General features: G+C 58.6%; 21 protein-coding genes. 12 read left to right on the plus strand and 9 right to left on the minus strand.

Annotation, left to right across the window (positions count from 1 at the left end):
• Positions 1-20: 20 nt before the first annotated feature.
• From K3J57_RS04885 to rarD, 7 genes are all read left to right on the plus strand, one after another.
• Positions 21-473 (plus strand): hypothetical protein, encoded by a 453-nt coding sequence (locus K3J57_RS04885; RefSeq protein ID WP_259794276.1) that lies wholly within the window; start codon positions 21-23, stop codon positions 471-473.
• A gap of 65 nt (positions 474-538) precedes the next feature.
• Positions 539-955, plus strand: a complete 417-nt coding sequence (locus K3J57_RS04890; RefSeq protein WP_055192683.1) for a hypothetical protein — start codon at positions 539-541, stop codon at positions 953-955.
• Positions 956-1,237: 282 nt separating this feature from the next.
• Positions 1,238-1,666, plus strand: a complete 429-nt coding sequence (locus K3J57_RS04895; protein WP_259794279.1) for a hypothetical protein — start codon at positions 1,238-1,240, stop codon at positions 1,664-1,666.
• Between the two features lie 368 nt (positions 1,667-2,034).
• The gene (locus K3J57_RS04900) at positions 2,035-2,694 is read left to right on the plus strand and encodes a hypothetical protein (protein WP_259797328.1); all 660 of its coding nucleotides are present in this window, start codon (positions 2,035-2,037) and stop codon (positions 2,692-2,694) included.
• A 93-nt stretch (positions 2,695-2,787) separates the two neighbouring features.
• Positions 2,788-3,387: a superoxide dismutase gene (locus K3J57_RS04905; protein ID WP_055192680.1), complete on the plus strand. Its 600-nt coding sequence runs from the start codon at positions 2,788-2,790 to the stop codon at positions 3,385-3,387.
• Positions 3,388-3,469: 82 nt separating this feature from the next.
• Positions 3,470-3,877 carry a GFA family protein gene (locus K3J57_RS04910; RefSeq protein WP_259794281.1) on the plus strand — a complete coding sequence of 136 codons (408 nt, stop codon included), beginning with the start codon at positions 3,470-3,472 and terminating at the stop codon, positions 3,875-3,877.
• A gap of 130 nt (positions 3,878-4,007) precedes the next feature.
• Positions 4,008-4,934, plus strand: coding sequence for an EamA family transporter RarD (gene rarD / locus K3J57_RS04915; RefSeq protein WP_259794282.1), 927 nt, complete (start codon positions 4,008-4,010; stop codon positions 4,932-4,934).
• Here rarD and K3J57_RS04920 read toward each other — a convergent pair.
• Entirely contained in the window at positions 4,889-5,470 is a 582-nt protein-coding gene (locus tag K3J57_RS04920; RefSeq protein WP_259797329.1) for an LOG family protein, read from the minus strand. The genes rarD and K3J57_RS04920 overlap by 46 nt on opposite strands.
• A 250-nt stretch (positions 5,471-5,720) precedes the next feature.
• Here K3J57_RS04920 and K3J57_RS04925 point away from each other — a divergent pair, with 250 nt between their 5' ends.
• Together K3J57_RS04925 and K3J57_RS04930 are read left to right on the plus strand one after the other, a co-directional pair.
• On the plus strand, positions 5,721-7,103 hold the full coding sequence (locus K3J57_RS04925) for a LysM peptidoglycan-binding domain-containing protein (protein ID WP_259797330.1): 1,383 nt from the start codon (positions 5,721-5,723) through the stop codon (positions 7,101-7,103).
• Between the two features lie 115 nt (positions 7,104-7,218).
• The gene (locus K3J57_RS04930; protein ID WP_259797331.1) at positions 7,219-9,045 is read left to right on the plus strand and encodes an ABCB family ABC transporter ATP-binding protein/permease; all 1,827 of its coding nucleotides are present in this window, start codon (positions 7,219-7,221) and stop codon (positions 9,043-9,045) included.
• A gap of 123 nt (positions 9,046-9,168) precedes the next feature.
• Here the strand turns inward: K3J57_RS04930 and K3J57_RS04935 are convergent, their stop codons facing one another.
• Both K3J57_RS04935 and K3J57_RS04940 read right to left on the minus strand, forming a co-directional pair.
• The gene (locus K3J57_RS04935) at positions 9,169-13,089 is read right to left on the minus strand and encodes an efflux RND transporter permease subunit (protein ID WP_259797332.1); all 3,921 of its coding nucleotides are present in this window, start codon (positions 13,087-13,089) and stop codon (positions 9,169-9,171) included.
• Positions 13,086-14,330, minus strand: a complete 1,245-nt coding sequence (locus tag K3J57_RS04940; RefSeq protein ID WP_259797333.1) for an efflux RND transporter periplasmic adaptor subunit — start codon at positions 14,328-14,330, stop codon at positions 13,086-13,088. The genes K3J57_RS04935 and K3J57_RS04940 overlap by 4 nt, the downstream gene beginning before the upstream one ends.
• A 259-nt stretch (positions 14,331-14,589) precedes the next feature.
• Here K3J57_RS04940 and K3J57_RS04945 point away from each other — a divergent pair, with 259 nt between their 5' ends.
• From K3J57_RS04945 to der, 3 genes are all read left to right on the plus strand, one after another.
• A complete protein-coding gene (locus K3J57_RS04945; RefSeq protein WP_259797334.1) occupies positions 14,590-15,222 on the plus strand; it encodes a tetratricopeptide repeat protein in 633 nt (210 codons plus the stop codon).
• A gap of 78 nt (positions 15,223-15,300) precedes the next feature.
• Positions 15,301-16,647, plus strand: a complete 1,347-nt coding sequence (locus K3J57_RS04950; protein WP_259794288.1) for a PQQ-like beta-propeller repeat protein — start codon at positions 15,301-15,303, stop codon at positions 16,645-16,647.
• 47 nt (positions 16,648-16,694) lie between these two features.
• Positions 16,695-18,155, plus strand: a complete 1,461-nt coding sequence (gene der / locus K3J57_RS04955; protein WP_259786569.1) for a ribosome biogenesis GTPase Der — start codon at positions 16,695-16,697, stop codon at positions 18,153-18,155.
• A gap of 285 nt (positions 18,156-18,440) precedes the next feature.
• On the opposite strand, the gene K3J57_RS04960 is transcribed toward der, so the two are convergent.
• The 6 genes from K3J57_RS04960 to purF all read right to left on the minus strand — a co-directional run bounded on the left by K3J57_RS04960 (position 18,441) and on the right by purF (position 23,998).
• Complete coding sequence (locus K3J57_RS04960; protein WP_259797336.1) at positions 18,441-19,598, minus strand: LysM peptidoglycan-binding domain-containing protein; 1,158 nt, start codon at positions 19,596-19,598, stop codon at positions 18,441-18,443.
• Between the two features lie 127 nt (positions 19,599-19,725).
• Positions 19,726-20,382 (minus strand): protein-L-isoaspartate(D-aspartate) O-methyltransferase, encoded by a 657-nt coding sequence (locus K3J57_RS04965; protein ID WP_173487288.1) that lies wholly within the window; start codon positions 20,380-20,382, stop codon positions 19,726-19,728.
• Complete coding sequence (gene surE / locus K3J57_RS04970; protein ID WP_259797340.1) at positions 20,379-21,164, minus strand: 5'/3'-nucleotidase SurE; 786 nt, start codon at positions 21,162-21,164, stop codon at positions 20,379-20,381. Before surE ends, K3J57_RS04965 begins: the two co-directional genes overlap by 4 nt.
• 132 nt (positions 21,165-21,296) lie before the next feature.
• Complete coding sequence (locus K3J57_RS04975; RefSeq protein WP_259797735.1) at positions 21,297-21,950, minus strand: SDR family NAD(P)-dependent oxidoreductase; 654 nt, start codon at positions 21,948-21,950, stop codon at positions 21,297-21,299.
• A 56-nt stretch (positions 21,951-22,006) separates the two neighbouring features.
• Positions 22,007-22,480, minus strand: a complete 474-nt coding sequence (locus K3J57_RS04980) for a DUF1284 domain-containing protein (RefSeq protein ID WP_259794292.1) — start codon at positions 22,478-22,480, stop codon at positions 22,007-22,009.
• A gap of 60 nt (positions 22,481-22,540) precedes the next feature.
• Complete coding sequence (gene purF / locus K3J57_RS04985) at positions 22,541-23,998, minus strand: amidophosphoribosyltransferase (RefSeq protein WP_259794860.1); 1,458 nt, start codon at positions 23,996-23,998, stop codon at positions 22,541-22,543.
• Positions 23,999-24,125: the final 127 nt, after the last annotated feature.

Genomic DNA, 24,125 nt, shown 5'->3' on the forward strand with positions numbered 1-24,125 from the left:
CTCGAAAAACTGAATATCTGATGGTTAAAGTAATGAAATCATTTCTCGTATCCTCACTTTCCCTGTTCCTGCTTGCCGCGCCTGCTGCTGCCGAAACCTATGACTGCACTTTCAAGATCCCGGACCGGTACCGGTTATGGGTTCCTGAGCAGATCCGCCTTGATGATGATCCCGCGCGGGCCTTTGGTTCAGTGCGGGCAAAGCTGTTTGATCGCTTTGGAGAACGCGCACTGAAGGCTGAGGTGGTGTTCGAAAACAATCTTCGCAAGAGATTTGTGTTTTGGTTTGGCAACTCGGATGTGTGGCGCAGCAGCGGAAGAAGCAGTGCAAGTATTCTGGGGCGCACGAAATATGAGCTTACGCTCTACAAAGACGGCAGGCCTGCTCTTTTGAAAGCTGCAGGGGTAGAACCCGATTATTTCTTCACGGAAGAAAAATACAGAACAACCGGAAAATGTATTGGTCGGCAATGACAAGATCATCACCTGCAACGGTGAAATCACTGCAAAAATACTTATCCATTAATTAGGAGAACAAAATGAAACATCTCGTATTTGCTGGCGTTGTTGCTTTGGCACCATTTTCTGCAATCGCTGATACATATAAATGTGAGGTCAAGCCTGATACCGGTCACGAAGATTGGTTGATCCCATCCGTAACGTTTATCGAACATGATAAGGCGACAGGTGAGGTTGTTGTTTTCGACGGGTTAATCAAGGAGATCTATGGTCAACCGATTGAAGCCCGTATTTCAACGGATAACGCCAAGCGCACGACCTATTCTTGGAATGTCTCTGGGCTCAAGGTTGGAACGACCGAAGGCGGCACTGCGATGATGCAGAATATTGTGTATAAGTTTACAATTGTGAAGGCGAACCTGCAGGCCAGGACCTCGGTCAAACCCTTGGGTTTTCTTAATACGTTCCGCGGTAAAGGAAAATGCAGCATCGTGTGAGACGATGACGGGAATGGCGGGGGCGGGAACTCGGTCTTCTTCCGTTCCGTGGAGCAATTTGCATTTGACCTGTTGAAGGATGCAGCGCTTCCCGGAGGCGCAGTCCGGGCCTGATCTGGACCGAAATTGGATCATGCAGCCCCCGGTGATTGTTCAAGTCGCCGGGGTCTTTTATTACCTTGCGGCAAAGGTGGATTTTTTGAACTGTTTGGTTTTTGGCACTCTTTAAATCTATGAGGGAATCAATCATAGATGGTTTGATTTCTGATTGAGGAGTAAGACGTGTTTACAAAAATCCTGGCGGTTGCAGTCATTTCCCTTGGGGCCACGTTGGGGCAGGCGACGGCGGCAGAGTATTATTGCAAAATTCAGAAAAAAAGCAGCGGCGGGGATGCTGGCAGCCTGCCGCCTGACCTCTATGTTTGGCATGATGAAAAGACCGGTGAGGTCAAAGTGCTGGATGGTTTGATCCAGGAGATGTTCGGGGATCCGATCGAAGGGCAAGTTGCCGTGGACAACGCCAAGCGCATCACCTTTGCCTACTCCGTCAAGAAAGTTCCGGGAAAAAACCAGTATGGCGGCAAGGTGTTGGCCCATGATTTGGCCTATCGCCTGACCATTCAAAAATCGGATTTATCAGCGACGATGTCGATGAAGCCGCGCGGGTTCCGAAATACATTCCGGTCCACGGGGACATGTCAGGTGAAATAAGGTGGTGAGAGCCTAACCAGGGGCTTTTGAACGCCCCTGTCTTCCTTACGCACATGACGTGTTTGTCGAGTAGGAGGGGTTGGGCAAAGCATGAAAATCCACCATGGCTTCTCTCCCTAAGAGATTGTGACCAGTGGCGCCGCTGCGGTGCCGGGGAAAGGCGTGTTTCCTAATTGACAAGCCCGCCCAAAAGGATTGTTCTGGGCGCATCTTTAAGTTGAGATGCGCCTTTTTCACTGGTTTTGGATTTAGTTAAAGCGTTTCGGGATAAACCTGAGACACATGTTTATTCCGAAACGCCCACGACATTGAGATCTCTTACCGCGTTTCGGTTTCCCCCTGTATCAGGTTAAAACCGAAACGCTTTAATGTTGAGAAAACTTTTTGCAGGTGAGCTGACGGTAACCCAGACATATTGGGGCGGGTTTGTCGGCTTCAATTTCCTGATGCGGGGTGTGTTCATTGCGATCACCGCCGGCACGTTGGGGCTTTATGTCAACGATCAGGACTGGCTGGCCGACGGCATTATGAATTTTGCCATTGTTGTGGGCATTGTTTACTGCCTGCTGCTTGCCCGTGGCCAGTATCGCGCAATGAACAATGATCGGGTGCCGTCCTTTTGGTCATGGGCGGGGCTGGTCATTATCCTGCTGGGCGGTGTCGGATATGGGTATAATTTGTTTACCTTCAACTTAAACGGCCTGCCAATTGGCCGTAAGGCAATCCGAAATGAGGTGTTGGCGCTGAATCTGTCAATGCCAAGCGAAGTGTCTCCGGGGATCGTCGCCGAACGTGTTGCCTTCGAAAACGGGCTTTACCAGATCGTATACTCTTATGCGTTTGATGATCTGGAACCGGGGCGCATGAACATGTTTGACGGTCCTGACGCAGATGAGATGTGTCGGGAGTTTTCCGGGTATTTTCGCGGCCCGGTCAAAGTGTTGGAGTTCATTTATAATGGCCCGGCGCATACAACGACCGTTTTCATGACAAAAGAAGAATGTCTGAACCATATTAATGATGGATGATGCGAGATTTCCCTCTTCTCCCCTTGACCCATACCACCCAACTACCCCATTTAGAACGAGAACAAAAACACGCGACAGATGAGGGCCCTACCAATGGCTTTTGAACTTCCCGACCTTCCTTATGCACATGACGCCCTTGCCGAGTTTGGCATGTCGGCGGAAACCATGGAATTCCACCACGACCTGCACCACAATGCCTATGTGACCAACGGCAACGCCGCCATCGCTGGCACCGAGTGGGAGGGCAAGACCCTTGAAGAGATCATTGTCGGCACCTATGACAAATCGTCCGTGGCGCAAAACGGCATCTTCAACAACATTTCGCAGCTGTGGAACCACAACCAGTTCTGGGAAATGATGGGTCCGGGCAAATCCGCCATGCCGGGTGAGCTGGAAAAAGCCATCGTTGAGAACTTCGGTTCGGTTGCCGATTTCAAATCGCAGTTTGCCGCTGCTGGCGCTGGTCAGTTCGGTTCGGGCTGGGCCTGGCTGGTGAAAAACGCTGACGGGTCGCTGGCAGTGACCAAGACCGAAAACGGCGTGAACCCGCTCTGCTTCGGCCAGACCGCGCTTTTGGGCTGCGATGTGTGGGAGCATTCCTACTACATCGATTTCCGCAACAAGCGCCCTGCGTATCTGGACAACTTCCTGGAAAACCTGGTGAACTGGGAAAACGTAGCATCGCGCCTGTAAGCAGCGTGATTGCAACGGGTTTTACGAAGGGGCGCTCTTTGGGTGCCCCTTTTCGTTTGGTGAGATTGGAAAGGATAAGGGTATGAGTGATGTGAGAAAAGCGGCCTGTCATTGTGGCGCAGTCCAGTTTGACGTGGTGTTGTCCGAGGCCCTGGACCGGGCCCGGCGTTGTGATTGCAGCTTTTGTCGGATGCGGGGTGCGGTGGCCGTGTCTGCCCCGCTTGATGGCATTCGCATTACCCGAGGGGTGGATAGCCTCACCCTCTACCAATTTGGCACAGGCACAGCGAAACATTATTTCTGCAAGATCTGCGGCATCTATACCCATCATCAACGCCGCTCCAACCCCAATGAATACGGGGTAAATGTCGCCTGTCTGGAAGGGGTCAGCCCGTTCGATTTCCCCGAACTTGTGGTGCATGACGGCGTGAACCACCCCTCTGATGGGGCCAGTGGGATTGCAGGGATCTTGCGCTATTCCAAGAGCTGAGTTTGGGGGCGTGCCGATGAATTCAGGGCGGGGCGGGGTTTTTGCTTGGGATTGGATCCAATCCATGCCATCTTCTCGCGGAATTCACATGTGAAATGCTTTCGTTTTCACCTCTTCCCGGAAAGCCCCAATGCGCGACAGCACCAAAGCCATTATTGCCATTTTGCTGGCCTGCACCATCTGGGGGCTGTCACCGCTCTATTACAAGGCTCTGGCGCATGTTCCTCCGCTCGAACTTCTCAGCCATCGCACGCTTTGGTCGCTTGTCCTGTTCAGCGCGGTTCTGACGGTTCAGCGGCGTTTGCCAGATCTTCTCCATCTGCTTTGTGACCCCCAGGGGGTGTTGCTGGTGGCCATTGCCAGCGTGATGATTTCTGCCAACTGGGGCGGGTTTATCATTTCGATCCAGATCGGAAAGGCGGTCGAGGCCAGCCTGGGCTATTACATCTTCCCGCTGGTGACCGTGCTTTTGGCGCGGATGATCTATGGCGAGGTGCTTGGGCGTGGAAAGCTGGTTGCCATTGGACTGGCGGCTCTGGCCGTGGCCATTCTGACCTTTGGTCTCGGGGTGCCTCCCTGGATTTCACTGTTTCTGGCCAGCACATTTGCCTTTTACGGCGTGATCAAAAAACGGGTGCAGTCCGGGCCGGTTGTTTCAGTTACGGCTGAGGTGCTGCTTTTGGCCCCATTGGCGCTGATCTGGTTGGCGGGGGTGCATCTGCAAGGCTGGACCGGGCTGTTTGATCGCAATCTGGGGGCGTTTGGCCATGACCTTTTTGACAGCCTGATGTTGATCGGCTCCGGGGCCCTGACCGCGGGCCCCCTGATCCTGTTCAGCTATGCGTCAAAGCAGTTGCCCCTGTCCACGGTTGGTGTGGTGCAATATCTGAACCCAAGCCTGCAATTTCTTTGCGCAAGCCTGATATTTGCCGAACCGGTGACCCGCTGGCATGCCATTGCGCTGCCCCTGATCTGGGCCGCATTGGTGATATATTCTCTGGCCGCTTTCGGTCAGGAACGCGCGCTCAGGCGGTCGCGCAAAAGCGCCGTCATCTGATCTACATCATCCGCAACCAGCGTGTTGTCGCGGATGTCAGACCCGGCAAAGCCCTGTGCGATTACATGATCCATCAGGGCAATCAGCGGATCCCAATAGCCGTTGATATTGAGCAAAATGATCGGTTTGTCGTGCAACCCCAGCTGGCGCCAGGTCAGCACTTCGAAAAACTCGTCCAGCGACCCGGCCCCGCCCGGCAGCACCACAATCGCGTCAGAGTTCATGAACATGACTTTCTTGCGTTCATGCATGTTTTCGGTGACCACAAAGGCGGTCAGATCCCGCTTGCCAACTTCGCGCCCCATCAGATGCACTGGGATCACGCCAAAGGTCTCGGCCCCAGCGGCCTGCGCCGATTTCGCCACCGCCCCCATGATGCCTACATCGCCGGCACCATAGACCAGACGCCAGCCTTCTTTTGCAAGGACCTGCCCCAGTTGGACCGCGCTGTGTTCAAAGGCGGGATCATTGCCCATACGTGCACCACAGAACACGCAGACCGAGGCAGAATAGGTGAGAGCGGCAGAGGTCGACATAGGCATTTCTTTCAATAGATCTTTTGACCGGTGATAACGAGGTTGCTAGGTTTGCTCAAGCGTCGCGGCAGGTTTGCCGGACCTAGCGGAAAAGACAAGCCTGCGGCCCTGAAACAGACAGGGTCATGAACGAAAACTGAGGCGGGACATTGGATTGGTATCAGTGTGAAATGCGTAGGCGTTGACAGGTGAAACAACAGGCCAGATCAAAGGAAGGGAAGACCGTTGATCCGGCCATAAGGGGATGAAGATGACTTCAGAGAAAACCTCCGGCACGGGTGCCGGGGCGCTGGTTGGTGGCGGTGCCGCGCTGGCGCTTGTGCTTGTGGCCCTTGGCTGGTGGGTGTCGCGCGATACCGGGGCCCCGGAAACGACTGGGGGGCAACCCCAGATGGTTGCGGAACCGGGGACGGGCGAAGATACGACCGGCACCACGACAACGCCCGCCCCGACAGACACGGCGGAGCATCCCGGGACCGACGAGGCAGACCCCGCCGCGCAGACACCTCGGTTTGACGTGGTGCGGGTTGATCCCGACGGGGCCGCGGTTATTGCCGGTCAGGCCGCTCCCGGCGCCCAAGTGCAGATCCTTCTGGATGATGCAGAAGCGGGGCAGGTTGAGGTGGATGGCAGCGGCAATTTTGTAGCACTCCTGTCGCTGCCCCCATCTGATACCCCCCGTGTCATGAAACTGATGGTCGATGGGCAAGAGCTTCGCAGCTCGGATGAGTCGGTCATCATTGGTCCGATCGCCGCACCGGTTCTGGCCACCTCTGAGCCGGAGTCAGACGCCTCTTCCGCCAGTCCCGGAAACGATCCTTCCGACGATCTTGCACAAAGCGACACTGCCCAGGGCAGCGGGGCGCAAACCGGTTCACCGACAGCGCCTCAGGTGCTGTTGGCGGATCAAGAGGGGATTAAGGTGTTGCAGGACGCCGTGGAGGAGGAAGAGAAGGTTCGGATCGACAGCATCGCCTATGATGCGCTGGGAGCCGTCACTCTTGCAGGGCGGTCGGTTGCGGGCGCCACTATTCAGGTATTTCTGGATGGTGCAGAGCTGATGGACACCACGGTTGGGGAAGATGGGCAATGGCGTATGGACCTGCCTGCAGTGGCTGCGGGAGTTTATGACCTGAGCGTCGAGGCCCGTGATGCGAATGGCACTGTCCTGTCGCGGGTTGAAACCCCGTTCAAACGGGAAGATCCTGCGCAGATTGCCACCCTGTCCTCTGAAGTCACTGACACGCCAGCGCCACAGCCTGTGTCTGGTGCGCAAGATGGGGCAGGTGCGGACGGGGTGGCTTCTGCTCAGAAGACGGATCTGGCCGCGACCCCGGACAATCAGGCCGCCCCCTTGCCTGAGGTCCAGACTGTCGCCGAAGCCGGGCCCGCGTCGGAGATTGGCGCCGAGGCAGAGCCTGCGCCTGCCACAGATGCAGTTCAGCCGGATCCCGCCCCCTCCCGTCCGCGCCTTGTGACGGTGCAGCCGGGCGCAACCCTTTGGGCCATTGCGCGCGAGAATTTGGGGGAAGGGGTCCTGTATGTGCAGGTGTTTGATGCCAACCGGGGCAAAATCCGCAACCCGGATCTGATCTATCCCGGTCAGGTGTTCCAGGTGCCTGCGGCAAACTGATCCGGCCCGTCACAGGCTTATTTGATTGGGCCCCCTCGACCTTTGGCAGGGGGGGGCCTATGTGTTTGTTTCGCCCATCCTTTGATCTGCCAGGGCGTGAGGAAGAGGGCATTGCATGAGACATAATCACATCACGGCGACAAAAGCCCCGGATAACAGCCTGAGGATTATTCAGCGTGTTCTGCCCTATCTTTGGCCCGAGGGGCAGGGCTGGGTGAAAAACCGGGTCATCTGGGCGATGGCGATGTTGCTGCTGTCCAAGCTGGTCACCGTGGCCACCCCCTTCCTTTACAAAGAAGCGGTGGATGCGCTTGCCAAAGACGCAAGCCCCGCCACCTTGCTTGGCCTGGGGGCGGTTGGGCTGACGCTGGCCTATGGTCTGGCACGGGTGATGGCCAATGGGTTTCAGCAATTGCGTGATGCGATCTTTGCACGCGTTGGGCAGCGGGCCCTGCGCCAGCTTGCCCTTGAAACGTTTACCCATATTCACCGCCTCTCAATGCGCTATCACATCACGCGCAAGACCGGGGGGCTGAGCCGGATCATTGAGCGTGGGGTGAAAGGGGTCGAGTTCCTTTTGCGGTTCCTTCTGTTTTCGATGGGGCCGCTGATCCTTGAGCTGGCAATGGTTGCCGCAATTCTATTTTTTGTCTTTGATGTCTGGTATTTGGTCGCCGTTGTTGTGACGATTTGGGCCTATGTAACCTTCACATTCAAAGTCACGGAATGGCGGGTAAAAATCCGCAAAGAGATGAATGAACAGGATACGGACGCCAACCAGAAAGCGATCGACAGCCTGCTCAATTTCGAAACGGTGAAGTATTTCGGCGCCGAAGCGCGTGAGGCAGCCCGTTACGACGTGGCGATGGAGGGGTATGAAAAGGCCGCCCTCAAGACCTCCTATTCTCTGGCCTTTCTCAATTTCGGTCAGGCGCTTCTGATCACCGGTGGTCTGGTGGCGGTCATGGTCATGGCCGCGATCGGGGTCGAACAGGGCCAGTTGACAGTGGGCGATTTCGTCATGGTCAACGCCTATATGATCCAGATCACCATGCCGCTCAATTTCCTCGGCACCGTCTATCGAGAGATCCGCCAGTCATTGGTGGATATGGGGGAGATGTTTGACCTGCTCGAACAACCCGCCGAGGTGGTAGACAAACCGGGGGCACCGGATCTGAAAGTTGATGGCGCAGCGTTGGAATTTGACAATCTGCAATTTGGCTATGATGCGGAACGACCGATCCTGAAAGGGGTCTCGCTCAAGGCCGGGGCCGGACAGACCGTGGCCATCGTCGGGCCCTCCGGGTCGGGAAAATCCACCATCGGGCGACTTTTGTTTCGGTTCTACGATGTGAGCGGTGGCGCGCTGAAAATCGACGGGCAGGACGTGCGGGATGTGACGCAGGACAGCCTGCATGATGCAATTGGCGTGGTGCCGCAGGATACGGTCCTGTTCAACGACACGATTTATTACAATATCGCTTACGGAAATCCTGACGCCTCGCGGGCCGAGGTTGAGGCCGCCGCCAGAGCGGCAAAGATTCATGATTTTGTCGTCGGCTTGCCCGAAGGCTATGACACGCCTGTTGGCGAGCGGGGATTGAAACTCTCAGGTGGGGAAAAGCAGCGGGTGGGGATTGCGCGCACCTTGTTGAAAAACCCGCCGATCCTGCTTTTGGATGAGGCCACCTCGGCGCTGGACACCCAGACCGAGCGCGATATTCAGGACAGCCTGCGGGAAATGGGGCAGGGGCGCACGGTCATTACCATCGCCCACCGTTTGTCGACCATTGCTGACGCGGACCAGATTGTGGTGCTGGAGCAGGGGCAAGTGGTCGAGCAGGGTCGCCATGAGGAGCTGTTGGCCCGCGAGGGGCGCTATGCCGCCATGTGGGCCCGTCAGGCGAGCGACAGCGAGGAAGACATGGCTGGCGTGGCGTGATCAATGATTGCAGCCGTGCGCGAAGCCGGGGCACAGTATCAGAGATACGGATCAGAAAAAGGGGCGGATTTTCCGCCCCTTTCTTTTTGCACTGCACGCCTGCTTGCTTCGTGATGACCGGTATCACTCCGCAGCGCTGCTTCTGGAGGAGGGGGCCTTATCGTTCTCCGGGGTTTCGGTGCCGTCGTCGGTGTCGGTCTGAACCTCATCCTCTCCTGCCGGGCCCGACAGCACCCGTTGAATGTCGGCGACGCCGGGGGCGACATCACCTTCGCCAGCCCCTGTTTCCGGCGTGTTTTCCGGCTGATCGCTGTCCGTCTCGGGCAGGATGTCCGACCAGATCAGTTCGTTCAGAGCGGTTTTCCTGGCCGCTTTGCCAAGGGCGGCGTCGCGGGCTTCCGCGCCCCGACGATGGGCCAGAGCCCGCAAATCTGAAAGTGAGCGGTAAGCGCCGGCGGAGAGCCACACCCGAAGCGCCAGCATCGAGGGCGTAAAGACCAGTGTCAGAACAGTGGCAATGCCAAGCCCAAAGACCACGGCGGTTGCGAGCTGTTTCCACCAAAGCGCGGTTGGGCTGTCGATGGAATATCCCCCGTCGGCAAAATTCAGCGACAGGCCGAACATCATCGGGGCCAGACCGGCCATGGTGGTGACGGTTGTCAACAGCACCGGGCGAATGCGGGCCTCGGCCGTGCGGGTGATCGCCTCAATCGGGGGCATGTAGCGCGAATAATCCTGATATGTGTCGATCAGCACGATATTGTTGTTCACCACGATCCCCGCCAGCGCAACGATGCCGGTCCCGGTCATGATGATCGAGAAGGGCTGGCCCATGATCAACATGCCGATCAGAACCCCGGTGGTGGACAGAACCACCGCCAGCAGGACAAGAACCGAGTTGTAAAGGCTGTTGAACTGCGCCAGCAGGATAATGAACATCAAGAACAGGGCGCCGATAAAGGCCTGACCAAGGAAGGCCTGGCTTTCAGCTTCGTCTTCCTGGTCACCTGTCCATTCATAGGTCACCCCCGCGGGCAGGCCAGTGGCGTTGATCCAGTTGGTGATGGCGTCGATCCGCTCGGCCGGGGTGACAACAACCCGTTTCAACTCAGGGTCAGCGGCAAGCGCCCTGTCCGCCTCGGCGTTGGTGACAAATTGTTCCCCACCATCGCGGTCAACCAGCTTGACCAGATCATTTGCAACACCGGCTTTCACATCATAATAGCGGCTTTGATCCACCCGGTCGATTTGCGCCAGGCTTGGGACCGGTTTACGGGTGACGAAATTCGACAATGGCACCAGCCCCGTGGGCGTGCGCAGTTTCAGCGTGTCGAGTGTCGACAGAAGGCGCTGATCTTCGGGCAGGCGCACGCGGATTTCGATCTCTTCATCTGAGCTGTCGACCCGCATTGTGTCCAGCAGGATCCCATTGGTGACCAATTGCACCATGCCGCCAACCGTGGCGACGTTTGTGCCGTAACGCCCCGCTTTCTCCACATCCACATCCATGCGCCAGTCAATGCCGGGCAGGGGCAGGGTATCTTCGATCAGCGTCAGCCCCGGCGTGGCGTTGAACTTGGCCACGGCAGCCTGGGTTGCGGCCCGCAGCGTGTTCCAGTCATCCCCTTTCAGCCGCAGGTGCACCGGCTTGGCCGAGGCTGGCCCCCGGTTCAGGTTCAGAACCTCAAACCGAATGCCCGGCAGCTGAGACAGCCGCTTTTCCAACTTTTCCATGACGAAATCGCCGTCATATTCCGGGTCGATTTCCACGGTTGTAAACGGGATGAACCCCAAAAGCTTGATGTCTTTCTCGATGAAGGGCCGGTCGGCCCAGGCCACAAGTTCCAGCTGCAACTGGCCAATCGAGTCGCGTGGGCCGGAAGCGCCGCCGGTATTCTGGTTCAGCCCGCCTTCTCCGGCGAAGGCAAAGACGGTTTCCACCCCCTTGGTGCCAAGCGCCACGCGCTCCACCTGTCGCACCATGGCGTCTTTTTCTTCGATCGACAGGTTGCCCCGGGCGCGGACATAGACAATCGCCTGTTCGGGTTCGCTATCGGTGAAAAACTCCACCCCTTTGTTATTGTTCGTGAAATAGATAAAGACGGTGCCGACAAGTGTGAAGATGAAGCCAATCACAACCAGCGGCATCACCGGGTTGGCGGCGATGGCATGGATCAGGTAACCCAGCGCCGTGCGCCGGTGCCCGCCCTCGACATGGGCTTCTTTTTTGGGAAAGAGGCGCGTTTTCAGGGCCTGAAGACGGCGACGTATCCTTTTGAACAGGGCGCTGATGGCAAAAATCACCAAAAGCAGGCTGCCGATTACAAGAGCCGAAAACCCGGCCACGGCCACAAACAGGACAAAGGCTCCGACCAGGCTCGGGACGACCGAAGACAGGATGGCGGTCTGGTCCATTGTGGACAGAAGCCCCATCGCTTTTGTCAGGCTGGCCTGAGCCAGATAGCTGCACAGGATGATTGCGCCGATTGCAATCGGAAACAGCAGGTTGTGGATCCAGAAACGCGCATCCGCGATGTCTCGGACCCGGTCCTGGAACCAGCGTTCGAACCGCCCAAACACGCCGCCCACCACCGGCAGGTAAACCAGTGCCACAAGAAGGGAGGCGGAGAGCACGAAGATGAGCGTTTTCGGCAGCCACCCCATGAATTGTCCGGGGATGCCGGGCCAGAACAACATGGGCAGAAAGGCGCAAAGTGTGGTGGCGGTTGAGCTGACGATCGGCCAGAACATGCGTTTGGCGGCCCGGGTATAGGCCTCCATCGGTCCCACACCTTCACTGATCTTCTTGTCGGCATATTCGACCACCACAATGGCCCCATCCACCAGCATCCCAACCGCGAGGATCAGACCGAACATCACGATATTCGAAATCGTCACATCCAGCACCCCGAACAGGGCAAAGGTCAGCAGAAACGAGGTTGGGATGGCAAACCCCACCAACAGGGCAGAGCGGATGCCGAGGGCTGCCAGCACCACGATCATCACCAGTGCGATGGCCGTGATCACCGACCCTTCCAGCTGTTTGACCATGCTGTCGACAATAAAGCTCTGGTCATTGGAGGTGCCCACATGCACCGCCTGCTGCAACTCCTCAGGCCATTGCGCGCTGGCCTTGGCGACCACGTCCCGCACCTGTGCGGCGGTGTCGATCAGGTTGAACCCTTTGCGTTTCACCACCTGTAGGGCCACCGAGTTCTGCCCATTGAAGCGCGCGGTGCCCCGTCGATCTTCGAAGGTCAGCCGGATTGAGGCAAGATCACCCAATGTGACCACACTGTCGCCATTGACCTTCACCGGCAGGGCATAAATATCTTCGATTTCGTCAAAGGAGGACGGGATCTTGATCGCGGCAGAGCCGCTGGCGGTCTTCACGTCCCCGGCGGCAATCAACTGGTTGTTCGACTGCACCACCCGGATCAACTCATCCGCGGTGACATTATAAGCCTCGAGCCGGAGCGGGTCGATTTCGACCTCGACCATCTCATCGCGATACCCGGCAAGAGAGGCCTCCAGCACCGCATCAACCGCTTCCAGCTGATCCTGAAGGTCCTTGGCCACCCGGATCAGGGTGCGCTCCGGCACCGGGCCGGTCAGGTTGACGATGATGATCGGGAATTCCGAAAAATTGATCTCGTTGATGGAGTATTTCTCATACCCATCCGGGAACTTCCCCTCAGCCGTGTTCATGGCGTCGCGCACATCTGCCATGACACGGGTCTTGTCCCAGCCAAATTCAAATTCCAGCGCGATACCGGCATAGTTTTCTGCAGCCGTGCCGGACATGGTCTTGAGCCCGTCAATATCGGCCAGCTCGGTTTCCATGGTGCGCACCAGAAGGCGCTCACTGTCTGCTGCCGAAATTCCGGGGAAGGGGACCGACACAAACAATGCCGGAATTTCGATATCCGGCTCGCCTTCCTTGGGCAGGCTGACATAGGCCAATGTCCCCGCCGCGATGGACAGGATCACAAAGGCAATCACCATGCGGGCGCGTGTTGCGGCCCAGTCGACTATACCAATCATGCGTCTTTGTCCTGCAAGGTGACATCCAGCAGGACATCATCGGTGACATAATGCTGTCCGCTGACAATCACGGTGGCGTGGTCCCCCAACCCGGTGACCCAGACACCTTCGGGGCTGTCGCGCAGCATCTCGACCCGGGCAAAACCTGCACGCCCCGCATCGGTTACGATACGGACGCCCAGATGCCCGTCATCATCCAATGTCAATGCGCTTTGCGGCAGAAGATGGGCTTGTCGCCCCGGGGCCGCAATGGAGATTTCAACGGTCCGTCCTTCGCGAAGCTGTTTTTCCCCGTTCTCCGCTTCGATTTCGACCCGGAAGGTGCGGGTTTCCGGATCCGAGCTGTCGGCGACATAGGTTACCACACCTGAAATCTCCTCGCCATTGGCAAGCCGTGCCGTGGCGGGACTGCCCAGATCCACGATATCCACCATCAGCTCTGGCACAAACCCAACCAACCGGATCGGGTTGAGCTGGATGATGCTTGCGCAGGCACTGCCCGGCTGCAGCAAAGCGCCAAGCTCGGCGGTGTCGGTTTCCAAAAGACCGCCAAACGGGGCGCGAATTACGGTGCGGTCCAACTCATGTTGCGCAGCTGCAGAAGCGGCTTCTGCCGACTGGATTGCCGAAGCAGACCTTATGGCCCCGGATTGGGCCGCGATAACGCCCGCTTTGGCCGCTTCGACCTGTACGCGGGCATTGGCAACGCGGGTGTCCGACGCAAAGCCATCTTGCGACAGCTTTTCGGCCGCGTTGAGGTTGATCAGGGCTTCGTCGAGTCGGGCCTGTGCTTCGCTTACCCCGGCGGCTGCTTCCGGCGCTCGGGCGCGGGCCTCAGCCAGACGAGCGCGGGCTTCTGCCAGGCTTGCCTCGCGGGTGCCGGGGTCGAGTTGACACAGGATATCATCCTGCGCGACCGTGCTGCCTTTGTTCGCCCGCTCAGAAATGACCTGGCCTGAAGTTTCTGCCCGGATCTGCACCCGGCGTGATGCTTCGGTGCGCCCGCGCACGACCACTGCACTTTCGATATCGCGGGCAATCGTTTCGACAGCGATTACGGAAACACCTTTTGCAATGTTACCACCAGCCGGTGAAGAGGAGGAGGGGGCGGATTCTTCGACCTGCCCGGCGACCTGTTGCGGCGCAATGCCCATGGCCTCTTTCAGGCTGGTGCGCTGAAAGATCACCAGATAGAGAACGGTGACGACGGCGATGGCGGCAATGACTGGAAAAACGCGCATTTCAGATCCTGTCGGTATATTTATTGTAAACACTATTTTAGGTGAGAAGATAGGAGCGGTGCGTCCCGGGGACAAGCTCTGCGTGTGCTTTTCAGCAAGCAAAATGACGTGGAAATGCTGATCAATAGGGGATATGACACCTGTCAGGCCGGGTGCCCTTACGGCAACTTTTCCGACAATAAATGGACCTGCCTGATCCCCTTGGCAATCCGCCTGCTTTGAGGCAAAAGGGTGCAAGACAAGTTAAAGGACGCATATCGTGAGCAATCCCGAGAATTTCATCGACGAGGTGACCGAAGAGGTCCGCCGAGACAAGCTGTTTGCATTGATGCGGAAATATGGCTGGATTGGTGTGACCGGCGTTCTGCTGCTGGTCGGGGGCGCGGCCTATAATGAATGGTCCAAGGCGCAGGCGCAGGCCAAGGCCGAGGCTGTAGGCGATGCCATTCTCGCGGCGGAAGAACTCGAAGATCGGGCGGCGCGGGCCAAAATGTTGCAAGGGGTTGCGGTCGAAGGGGATGCCAAGGCGGTTCTGTCTCTTCTGGCTGCTGATGCCGAGGAGGGGCGAACCTCTCTGGAACGCCTTGCACAGGATGCATCCCTGCCCAAGGTCTATCGGGACCTTGCAGCCTTGAAACTGGTCATGCAGGCAGGCACGGACATGGAGCCGCAACAGGCGGTAGAACATCTGGAGCCGCTTTTGGTGGCCGGGGCACCCTTCCGTGTCATGGCAGAAGAGCAGATGGCGCTGGTCGAACTGGCTCAGGGCCAAAAAGACGCGGCAATTTCCCGCCTTCAGGCATTGTTGAGCGACGAAGAAGCATCTCGGGCCTTGCGTCAGCGCGCCTCTCAGTTGATTGTAGCCTTGGGCGGGATGCCAGAGGCGTCCTGATCCGGGGCTGGCATGCGAATAACATAGCCGCATTGCCTTGATTTGATAATGATAAGAAGTGTTTCGGGGGAAGTTAAGGTGAAGCTGAAGACAAGCACCGGAATTATGGTGGCCCTTGGTCTGTTGGCGGCCTGTTCGCCACCCGAATATATCCTGCCAGGTCAGCGCGAAGCCCTGCGCAGCCCCAATATGGCGGTGGTGGAAGACGCCGCCGAAACGTCTGCGACTGAGCAGGAAGAGGTGACGCCGGACAATGTGTCGGCCCCGATCACGCTCCCCAAACAGGTCAATCATGCGAGCTGGACGCATATTGGTGGTAATGTCACCCATCAGGTGCAGCACCCCGCATTGGCCGCCAGCCCACAATTGGTTTGGGCGGCAGATATCGGCCAGGGCAATGATCGCAAACACCGTATTACGGCGGAACCGGTTATCCTTGACGGGCGCATCTTTACGCTCGACAGCCGCGCGCTGGTTGTCGCAACCTCGGGCGCGGGGGAAACGCTGTGGACCCGTGACCTGACCCCAGCCACGGATAGTTCTGACGATGCGTCCGGAGGCGGGCTGGCTGTTGCCGGGAACCTCCTGTTCGTCACGTCTGGCTTTGGCACGTTGACCGCTCTTGATACCACGACCGGTGAGGTGAAATGGCAGCAGGAGCTCGCAGCGCCCGCCCACGGGGCGCCATCCGTGCATGGCGGCATCGTCTACGTCACGACAAGGGATGACATTGCCTGGGCGGTTGAGGCGAAAACCGGCAAGGTGAAGTGGCGCGAAAGCGGCACCCCCAGCCCGGACGGGATCACGGGAACCTCAAGTCCTGCCGTCACCGACCGCCTGGTTATCTGGCCCTTCGCATCAGGAGAGATCGTGGCCACCCTTCCCAAAGGCGGAACCCGCACCTGGGACGCGCTGGTGACCGGCGAACGGGCCGGGCGGGGCTATGCGCTGATCAATGATATCTCGGCAGCCCCCGTCGTGCAGGGCAATGTGATCTATGTTGGCAATCCGGTTGGCCGCAGCTTTGCGCTGTCCCTCTCGGGCAAACGCCTTTGGACGGCCACCGAGGGGGCGATCAGCCCAATCTGGGTTTCCGGCGGTTCGGCCTTCCTGATCTCGGATGAGGCAAAACTAGTGCGCCTGGATGCCACCAGCGGCGAACGGATCTGGGCGGTGGATCTGCCATATTTCACCAAGGAAAAAGTCAAGAAACGCAAGGCGATTTACGCCCATTACGGGCCGGTCCTTGCAGGAGGCAAGCTCTGGGTGACCTCCTCTGATGCGGTGATGCGCGGCTTTGATCCGGTTGATGGCAGCCTGGTCAGCAGCATTGCATTGCCTGCAGGGGCTGCGACACGTCCGGCGATTGTCAACGGGGTTGCCTATGTCGTGTCGCGTGATGGTCAACTTCTGGCTTTGCGCTGAGTGAAAAACCGTGTATGCGGGGCGCTTGATGTGACCCGGAGTCCGATATGAGCTTTACCCTCGCCATTGTGGGCCGCCCGAATGTGGGCAAATCTACCCTGTTCAACCGACTGGTCGGCAAGCGCCTTGCGCTGGTCGATGATCAGCCCGGTGTGACCCGCGACCTGCGCGAAGGCGAGGCGCGGCTGGGCGATCTGCGCTTTACCGTGATTGACACGGCGGGGTTGGAAGAGGCCACGGATGAAAGCCTTCAGGGGCGGATGCGTCGCCTGACGGAGCGCGCCGTGGAAATGGCTGATGCCTGCCTGTTCATTGTCGATGCGCGGGCCGGGCTTTTGCCGGCTGATGAAGTGTTTGCCGACATCCTGCGCCGCAAGAATGCCCATGTGATCCTTGCGGCAAACAAGGCGGAGGGGAAGGCGGCAGATGCGGGCTATCTCGAAGCCTATGCGCTGGGGTTGGGTGAACCGATCCGCATGTCAGGTGAGCATGGCGAAGGTATGGGGGAGCTGTTGTCTGCCCTTGATCCGATTGCGAAACAATTTGAAGAACGCGCCGCGGAAACGGCTCCTGAAACCGATGTGGATGTTGTCGATGGCGAAGAGGATGATGGTCCGCGCCAGCCCACCGTGGAACGCCCGTTGCAAGTGGCGGTTATTGGCCGGCCCAATGCCGGGAAATCCACGCTGATCAACCAGCTCATCGGCGAGGAGCGGCTGCTCACCGGTCCCGAGGCCGGGATCACACGCGATTCCATTTCATTGCGGTTCAACTGGGGCGATACCCCCACGCGGATCTTTGACACGGCCGGGATGCGAAAGCGGGCCAAGGTTCAGGAAAAGCTGGAAAAACTGTCTGTTTCAGACGGGCTGCGCGCGGTGAAATTCGCCGAGGTGGTGGTGGTTATGCTTGATGCGGCCATCCCGTTTGAACAACAGGATCTGCGCATCGCCGACCTCGCGGAACGCGAAGGGCGGGCGGTTGTTGTTGCGATCAACAAATGGGACGTGGAGCCGGAAAAACAGGAAAAACTCAAAGAGTTGAAAGAGGCTTTTGCCCGCCTGTTGCCGCAACTTCGCGGCGCACCTCTTGTGACAATCTCGGCAAAGACCGGCAAAGGGATGGAGCGCCTGCGCGAGGCGGTTCTGCGCGCCCATGCGATCTGGAACACCCGCATCCGCACCTCTCATCTGAACGGTTGGCTGTCGGAAATGATCGAGGCGCACCCGCCTCCCGCCCCCGGCGGACGTCGCATCAAACTGCGCTATATGACCCAGGTCAAAGCCCGCCCGCCAGCCTTTGTCGTGATGTGCTCACACCCGGATAAGCTGCCCGAAAGCTACACCCGTTACCTGGTGAACGGGCTGCGCGAGGATTTTGACATGCCCGGCACGCCGATCCGGCTGACCATGCGTGGGCAAGGGGACAAGAACCCCTACAAGAACCGGAAGAAATCCACGCCGTCTCGGCTGCGCAAGCACCTTGGGAAAGGCCGCGCTGACGAATAAAGTGTTTCGACTTATTATTGAGACACAATAATGAGGCGAAACGCTCGAACCCTACTGATGTTGCGGGCGTTTCGAAATCAACTTGTGTCTCAAGTTAATCTCGAAACGCTTTAGCGCGTGTCCCGAAACAGGCTCGGGTCTTTGCGCATTGTCCGCCCAAAGCCCCGTCAAAAAAAGAGGCCCGCCAAAAGCGCGCCTCTTTTTTCTTGCCTCCCACATTCCAGAGGACCTTGAAGATGAGATGGGCAAACTGCCTACTCCTTCAAGGTCTTGCGGGGCCGCTGGTTAATTCAGGTAAAGCATCGGATCGACCGGATCCGTCCCTTTGAAGACTAGGAACTGAATGGCGTTATACTGGTTCTTCGTGGCCTTTGCGATCTGCTGGCCGCGTTTCACCTTCTGTCCTTTCTGAACCGAAATGCCTTCGATGAAACTATAGGCGGTCTGGGTGTTGTCCCCGTGATCAATCACCACAATCTCCTCGCCTTCCACATCTTTCGACACAAGGCGCACAGTGCCCGAGGAGGCTGCTTTGACAGCGTCGCCCGGTTTGGCTGATATGAGGATATAGCCCGCCTTATCCGCGTCAAACAGGCTGGTCACTTTGCCGGCAACCGGCAGGACCATCTTTGAGGAGGATGCACTTGTGCGTTGATCTTTCATGTCAGGTGACGGGGGTGTTGCGGCCGGTTTCGCCTGGGACGGCTTTTCGTCCGGCAGCGGCTGCGATGCAGACGGCGGGGTGGGGGTGGGGCTGCCCTGTCCAGGTTTGCTGACTTGGGTGGCTGCTGCGGTCGCCTGCACTTTCACCGGGATCAGCAGAAACTGACCTTCGCGCACGGCAAGATCTGCGCCAAGACCATTCCAATCGGCAAGCGAGCGGACGGAGACCTGATAGAGACGTGCAATCGAATAAGCGGTCTCGCCGCGCTCAACACGGTGGCGCAGCGGCTCTTCACCGCTGAGGGACGCGGGCGGGCTTGTGGAGGCAACGGCACGGTTGGCGCCAGAGGGAGAGCGGTCAATGGCATCTCCGGCCAAGGTCTGGATGTCGATCTGCCCGCCGGGTTGGATCACACCGGTTGATGGCTCGGCCACACGACGGGGCAGGGCCAGAAGCTCGTCCCGGTTCAGGGGGGTGTTTGCGTCGATCCCATTGTAGCGGGCCAGTTCGTCCGCCGGGAGCCCGATCCGCTTGGCCACGTCGGCCACCGTATCCCCCCGACGTGCAAGCGCCACCTGATAGGTCGGATAGGCGATCACGCCGCGCGCGTCGGGTGCAGGGCGTGGGGCGGTCCTGGCATTCTGGGCGGCTGCAGCGGTTGACAGGCTGTTATGGGCTGGGCGCAGGTCGAAGTCGAACCCGTCGGTGCAGGCAGTTGTTACGGCAACCATGCCAACAATCGGAAGGCCGCGCATGATCCTCATGGGGCGTCGTTTCATTGCTCTTGTCCTCAATCATCGGCCCGTTTGGACCTGTTTATGTGCCCAGAGGGCGAGTGGCGTACCCTCTGCCGGGGTTTTGCCACGGGAGTTTTTGTTTTGCGGCCCCGTTTTTCCCGGGGTCTCGCTATTCCTGCCCCAACCCTTCCAACAGGGGCACGAAACGCACCGGCAACAGTTCGTCATAGTCAAACCCATCCTCAAGGCGTGTCACCTTGATCAGGCTCTGGACCGTGTCCGACTGCCCCACCGGCACAATCATGATACCGCCGATTGCCAGCTGCGCCAAGAGGGGGCTGGGCGGGTCTTCCGCCGCCGCCGTGACAATGATCCGGTCAAAAGGCGCCTGATCCGGCAGACCGCGGGACCCATCCCCGGTGATGGCGGTGATATTGTGCAGGTCCTGTGCTTCAAAGATCTGACGGGCTTCCTGCACCAGGCGTCTGTGCCGGTCGATCGTATAGACCCGGCGGGCGAGACGCGACAGGATGGCGGCCTGATAACCGGATCCGGTGCCAATTTCGAGCACCTTGTCGCGCGGGGTGATCCGGGCGGCCTGCGTCATCAACCCCACCACTGACGGCTGTGAAATCGTTTGTCCGCAGGCAATTGGCAACGGCATGTCTTCATAGGCGCGTTCGGTGAAAATACCGCGCACAAAGGGTCCGCGGTCAATTTCTTCCATCGCTGTCAGGACGCGTGGATCCGTCACGCCCTTTGTGCGCAACGCGAAAAGAAACTGCATCTTGCGCTCTGCATCCATGCCATTGCCAGGGGAGGTCATGAAAACAGGTCCTTTACCCGGGACAAATGGTCATGTGCGGTCAGGTCAGCGCGCATCGGCGTGACCGAAACATAGCCTGCGAGGTTTTCCGTCACATCCATCTCGGGGTCGGACGGGGTGGCCTGCGGGCCGCCCTTGATCCAGAGGAACTGTCGACCGGACGGGCTTTGATGCGGTTCGGCTGAGAAGGTGGCGTCGTGACGCCAACCCTGCGGTGCGGCTTTCACCCCCTGGACGTTCTCGGCGCTCACCGGGGGGAAATTCACATTGTAGAAGATCTTGTAGTTTTCCTGCGCATCCCAGGGGGCTTCTTGCAACAGCTTGCGCACAATCTTCGCGCCATGGGCGCTGGCGGCATCGAATACGCTGTCCAGCCCCTTGGTGCCCGCCCCCATATACTGGCTGAGCGCAATTGCCGGCAGGCCCTGAAGGGCCGCTTCCATCGCTGCGCCCAATGTGCCCGAGTAAAGGGCGTTTTCGGCAGAATTATTGCCCCGGTTTACCCCGGAAATCACCAGATCAGGGCGCACGGGCAGGACGTGGTGCAGGGCTGCCAGAACGCAATCGGCAGGGCTGCCTTCTGCGGCAAAGCGCCGGGGCCCGTGCTGGGCCACCATGAACGGGTGGGTGTATGAGATGCAGTGGCCAACCCCGGATTGCTCAAAGGCAGGGGCCACGATCCAGACCTCGCCATCGGGGCCGGCAATCTCTTTCGCAATGGCTTCGGCCACTTTCAGACCGGGCGCGTTGATGCCGTCGTCATTGGTGATGAGAATGCGCATGTTTGTCCCCGATTTGCCGTTCAGTCATAAAAACAATGCCTGCCCCTCATTAGGGCAGGCAGGGAAAAGCGGCAATTGTTTTCGGAATTTGCGCGGCGATATGTGCTTTTCGGGACTCAGGTCGGGAACCGGTTAGGCCAGCCCCACCTCGGCAAGAATGCGGCGGCTTTCATCCTCGACATGTGCCAGAGCGTCACGATCCTCGCCCGGGTAAAACCGGGTGCGCATTGTTGTGGCCAGCGGTTTCGGCTTTGCCACCACCACGTTCGGGCCAAGCCGGGAGGTCTCAGACGCCCAGCTGTTCACCATCGCCATCTGTGCGGCCTTGGTGGCGCCGTAGCCTGCAAAAAAGCTCTCTCCCGCGTGATCGTCGTGGAAAAACAACGCGGTGCTTTCATCCGCCAGCAGCGGGTTGACCATATGGATCAGGATCCGCGTGGCCTCGACATTGGTTTGCCACGCCCGGTTCCATCCCTTGTCATCAAGATCGGTGGTTGGCATCAGGGCCGGGCCATAGATTGCGGTATGCGCCCAGGTATCCACCTTGCCCCAGCGGTCATGGATTGACCGGCACAGATGGGCCATCGCGCCCTTGTCGGTCACATCCAGCGGCGCCAGCGTGGCGCTGCCACCCGCTGCCTGGATCCTGTCGTCAAGCTCTTCCAGCGCGCCTGTGGTGCGGCCCACGGCCATCACGTGATGGGTCTTTGACAGCTCCAGCGCCAAGGCGGCGCCGAGCCCACGGGAGGCGCCGGTGACCAGCGCGATTTTCTTGGTCTCAGTCATGGTTGACCTGTAGCGTTCAGGTTCTGGAATGTCGAGGGGGCCAACGCCGTCCTGTGTCATTTCGCCCGCTCCTGCGCCGAAGGTGCCAGCGGACGCACCCCGTCATCTTCCAGATCCAACCGGTCATGCAGATCGCGAAGCGCGGTTTCACACAGACCGTAGCTGAGCCATTGGCACCCTGCGCAGATCGTGTTCAGGTCGCGTGGACGCACCTTGCGGCGGATGGTTGCCTCGGCCTCGCCCCAGGTCAGGGTCTGGCCATAGCGCAGATCCAGCGCGGTCAGATGCTGGCGGTCCAGCGCCTCGATCCCCTCCTGGTTTTGGCATTTGGTGTCGATGCGTTTGGGGCAGGGGCCACAAATGTCATCGGTGTGTCGGATCACTTCGATCTCAACCCGATCTCCGCCCTCTGCCCGCAGACGCCCATTGACGATCGCGTCCATATTGGCGGTGAACCCATCCGAATAGCCCTTGCCCTGAAAGCCAAGGGAGCAGAGGAAATGATGCGGGCGAAAGCGCAGTTTGGTCATCGTTCAAGCTTGCCGCAACTTGTTATGCGAGGCAATGGGGCCGGAAAGGCAGGGTAGGGATCACTCCGCCGCCGCCATCTTGAACCCCTGTTCAATCTTGTCCGAGGGCACCACCGGGTATTCGCCCGAGAAGCAGGCGTCGCAATATTGCGGGCAGCTTTTCTTGCGGCCGTCGGCCTCTCCCACCGCGCGGTAAAGCCCATCGAGAGAGATGAATTTCAGGCTGTTGACCTTGAGGTGTTCACACATCTCTTCTTCGCTCATGGTCGCGGCAAGAAGTTTTTCGCGTTCCGGCGTATCGACCCCATAGAAGCAGGGCCAGGCGGTGGGCGGAGAGGCAATGCGGAAATGCACTTCCTTGGCGCCTGCATCCAGGAACATGTCCTTGATCTTGCGGGTTGTGGTCCCGCGCACAACGCTGTCATCGACCAGGATCACCCGTTTGCCCTTGATCAGCGCGCGGTTGACGTTGAGTTTGAGGCGGACCCCCATGTTGCGGATCGCATCGGTGGGCTCGATAAAGGTGCGGCCCATATATTGGTTGCGGATAATGCCCATTGCGTAAGGGATGCCGCTTTCCTGGCTATAGCCAATCGCAGATGGCACGCCGCTGTCCGGCACCGGGCAGACCAGATCTGCGTCTACCGCGGCTTCGCGGGCCAGCTCCACACCGATCTGACGGCGGGTTTCATAGACCGAGCGCCCTCCGATAATCGAATCTGGACGCGAGAAATAGACATGTTCGAAGATGCAGAATTTCGATGGCTGCGGTCGGAAGGGGAACCGGCTTTCCACCTCACCATCCGAGATCACCACCATTTCGCCCGGTTCGATTTCACGCACCAGTTCCGCACCGATAATGTCCAGTGCACAGCTTTCAGACGACAGGACCCACCCGTCGCCCAAGCGGCCCAGCACAAGCGGGCGCACCCCATGCGGATCACGCACCCCAATCAGCTTGGTGCGGGTCATGGCGACCACCGAAAACGCGCCCTCAACCCGGCGCAGCGCATCCTCAAGCCGTTCGGAGATATTGCGTTGCAGTGAACGGGCCATCAGGTGGATGATGCATTCACTGTCCGAGGAGCTTTGGAAAATCGACCCGCGGTCGATCAACTCGCGGCGCAGCGCGTTGGCATTGGTAATGTTGCCATTATGGGCAATGGCGGCGCCACCCATGGAAAACTCGCCAAAGAAGGGCTGAACATCGCGGATCACCGCCCCCTTGGAGCCGGCGGTGGAATAGCGCACATGACCGATCGCAATCGGACCGGGCAGGTGTTTCATCACGCTTTCTTTGGTGAAGTTGTCCCGGACATAGCCGAAACGACGGGCCGAGTTGAACCCCTCTTCCGGGTCATGACAGACAATGCCGCCAGCTTCCTGTCCGCGGTGCTGCAGAGCGTGCAGGCCAAGGGCGACGAAATTGGACGCGTCCTTCAGACCAATGACGCCAAAGACGCCGCATTCTTCCTTTAGTTTCTCATCATCAAACGGATGGGCAAGAAACGGCTTCATCTGATCCTTGGAAGGGCAGGCGGCGGGCGGTTTGGACATCTCAGTCTCCGATTCCGTGGCGTTGGCTTCCTCATAGTGGGTGAAAAGCGTCCTGTCACGAAACTATCATATTCAGGAGGCGATTTCT

It is taken from the genome of Aliiroseovarius crassostreae (genome assembly GCF_025137635.1).
Taxonomy (GTDB): Bacteria; Pseudomonadota; Alphaproteobacteria; order Rhodobacterales; family Rhodobacteraceae; genus Aliiroseovarius; species Aliiroseovarius crassostreae.

Coding starts and splice junctions, on each gene's coding strand:
- K3J57_RS04900 (WP_259797328.1), top strand. CDS start 2,035: ATGTTGAGAAAACTTTTTGCAGGTGAGCTGACGGTAACCCAGACATAT.
- purF (WP_259794860.1), bottom strand. CDS start 23,998: ATGAAGCCGTTTCTTGCCCATCCGTTTGATGATGAGAAACTAAAGGAA.
- K3J57_RS04885 (WP_259794276.1), top strand. CDS start 21: ATGGTTAAAGTAATGAAATCATTTCTCGTATCCTCACTTTCCCTGTTC.
- K3J57_RS04925 (WP_259797330.1), top strand. CDS start 5,721: ATGACTTCAGAGAAAACCTCCGGCACGGGTGCCGGGGCGCTGGTTGGT.
- K3J57_RS04965 (WP_173487288.1), bottom strand. CDS start 20,382: ATGACCTCCCCTGGCAATGGCATGGATGCAGAGCGCAAGATGCAGTTT.
- K3J57_RS04930 (WP_259797331.1), top strand. CDS start 7,219: ATGAGACATAATCACATCACGGCGACAAAAGCCCCGGATAACAGCCTG.
- K3J57_RS04905 (WP_055192680.1), top strand. CDS start 2,788: ATGGCTTTTGAACTTCCCGACCTTCCTTATGCACATGACGCCCTTGCC.
- K3J57_RS04910 (WP_259794281.1), top strand. CDS start 3,470: ATGAGTGATGTGAGAAAAGCGGCCTGTCATTGTGGCGCAGTCCAGTTT.
- K3J57_RS04980 (WP_259794292.1), bottom strand. CDS start 22,480: ATGACCAAACTGCGCTTTCGCCCGCATCATTTCCTCTGCTCCCTTGGC.
- K3J57_RS04940 (WP_259797333.1), bottom strand. CDS start 14,330: ATGCGCGTTTTTCCAGTCATTGCCGCCATCGCCGTCGTCACCGTTCTC.
- K3J57_RS04935 (WP_259797332.1), bottom strand. CDS start 13,089: ATGATTGGTATAGTCGACTGGGCCGCAACACGCGCCCGCATGGTGATT.
- der (WP_259786569.1), top strand. CDS start 16,695: ATGAGCTTTACCCTCGCCATTGTGGGCCGCCCGAATGTGGGCAAATCT.
- K3J57_RS04975 (WP_259797735.1), bottom strand. CDS start 21,950: ATGACTGAGACCAAGAAAATCGCGCTGGTCACCGGCGCCTCCCGTGGG.
- K3J57_RS04890 (WP_055192683.1), top strand. CDS start 539: ATGAAACATCTCGTATTTGCTGGCGTTGTTGCTTTGGCACCATTTTCT.
- K3J57_RS04960 (WP_259797336.1), bottom strand. CDS start 19,598: ATGAAACGACGCCCCATGAGGATCATGCGCGGCCTTCCGATTGTTGGC.
- rarD (WP_259794282.1), top strand. CDS start 4,008: ATGCGCGACAGCACCAAAGCCATTATTGCCATTTTGCTGGCCTGCACC.
- surE (WP_259797340.1), bottom strand. CDS start 21,164: ATGCGCATTCTCATCACCAATGACGACGGCATCAACGCGCCCGGTCTG.
- K3J57_RS04920 (WP_259797329.1), bottom strand. CDS start 5,470: ATGTCGACCTCTGCCGCTCTCACCTATTCTGCCTCGGTCTGCGTGTTC.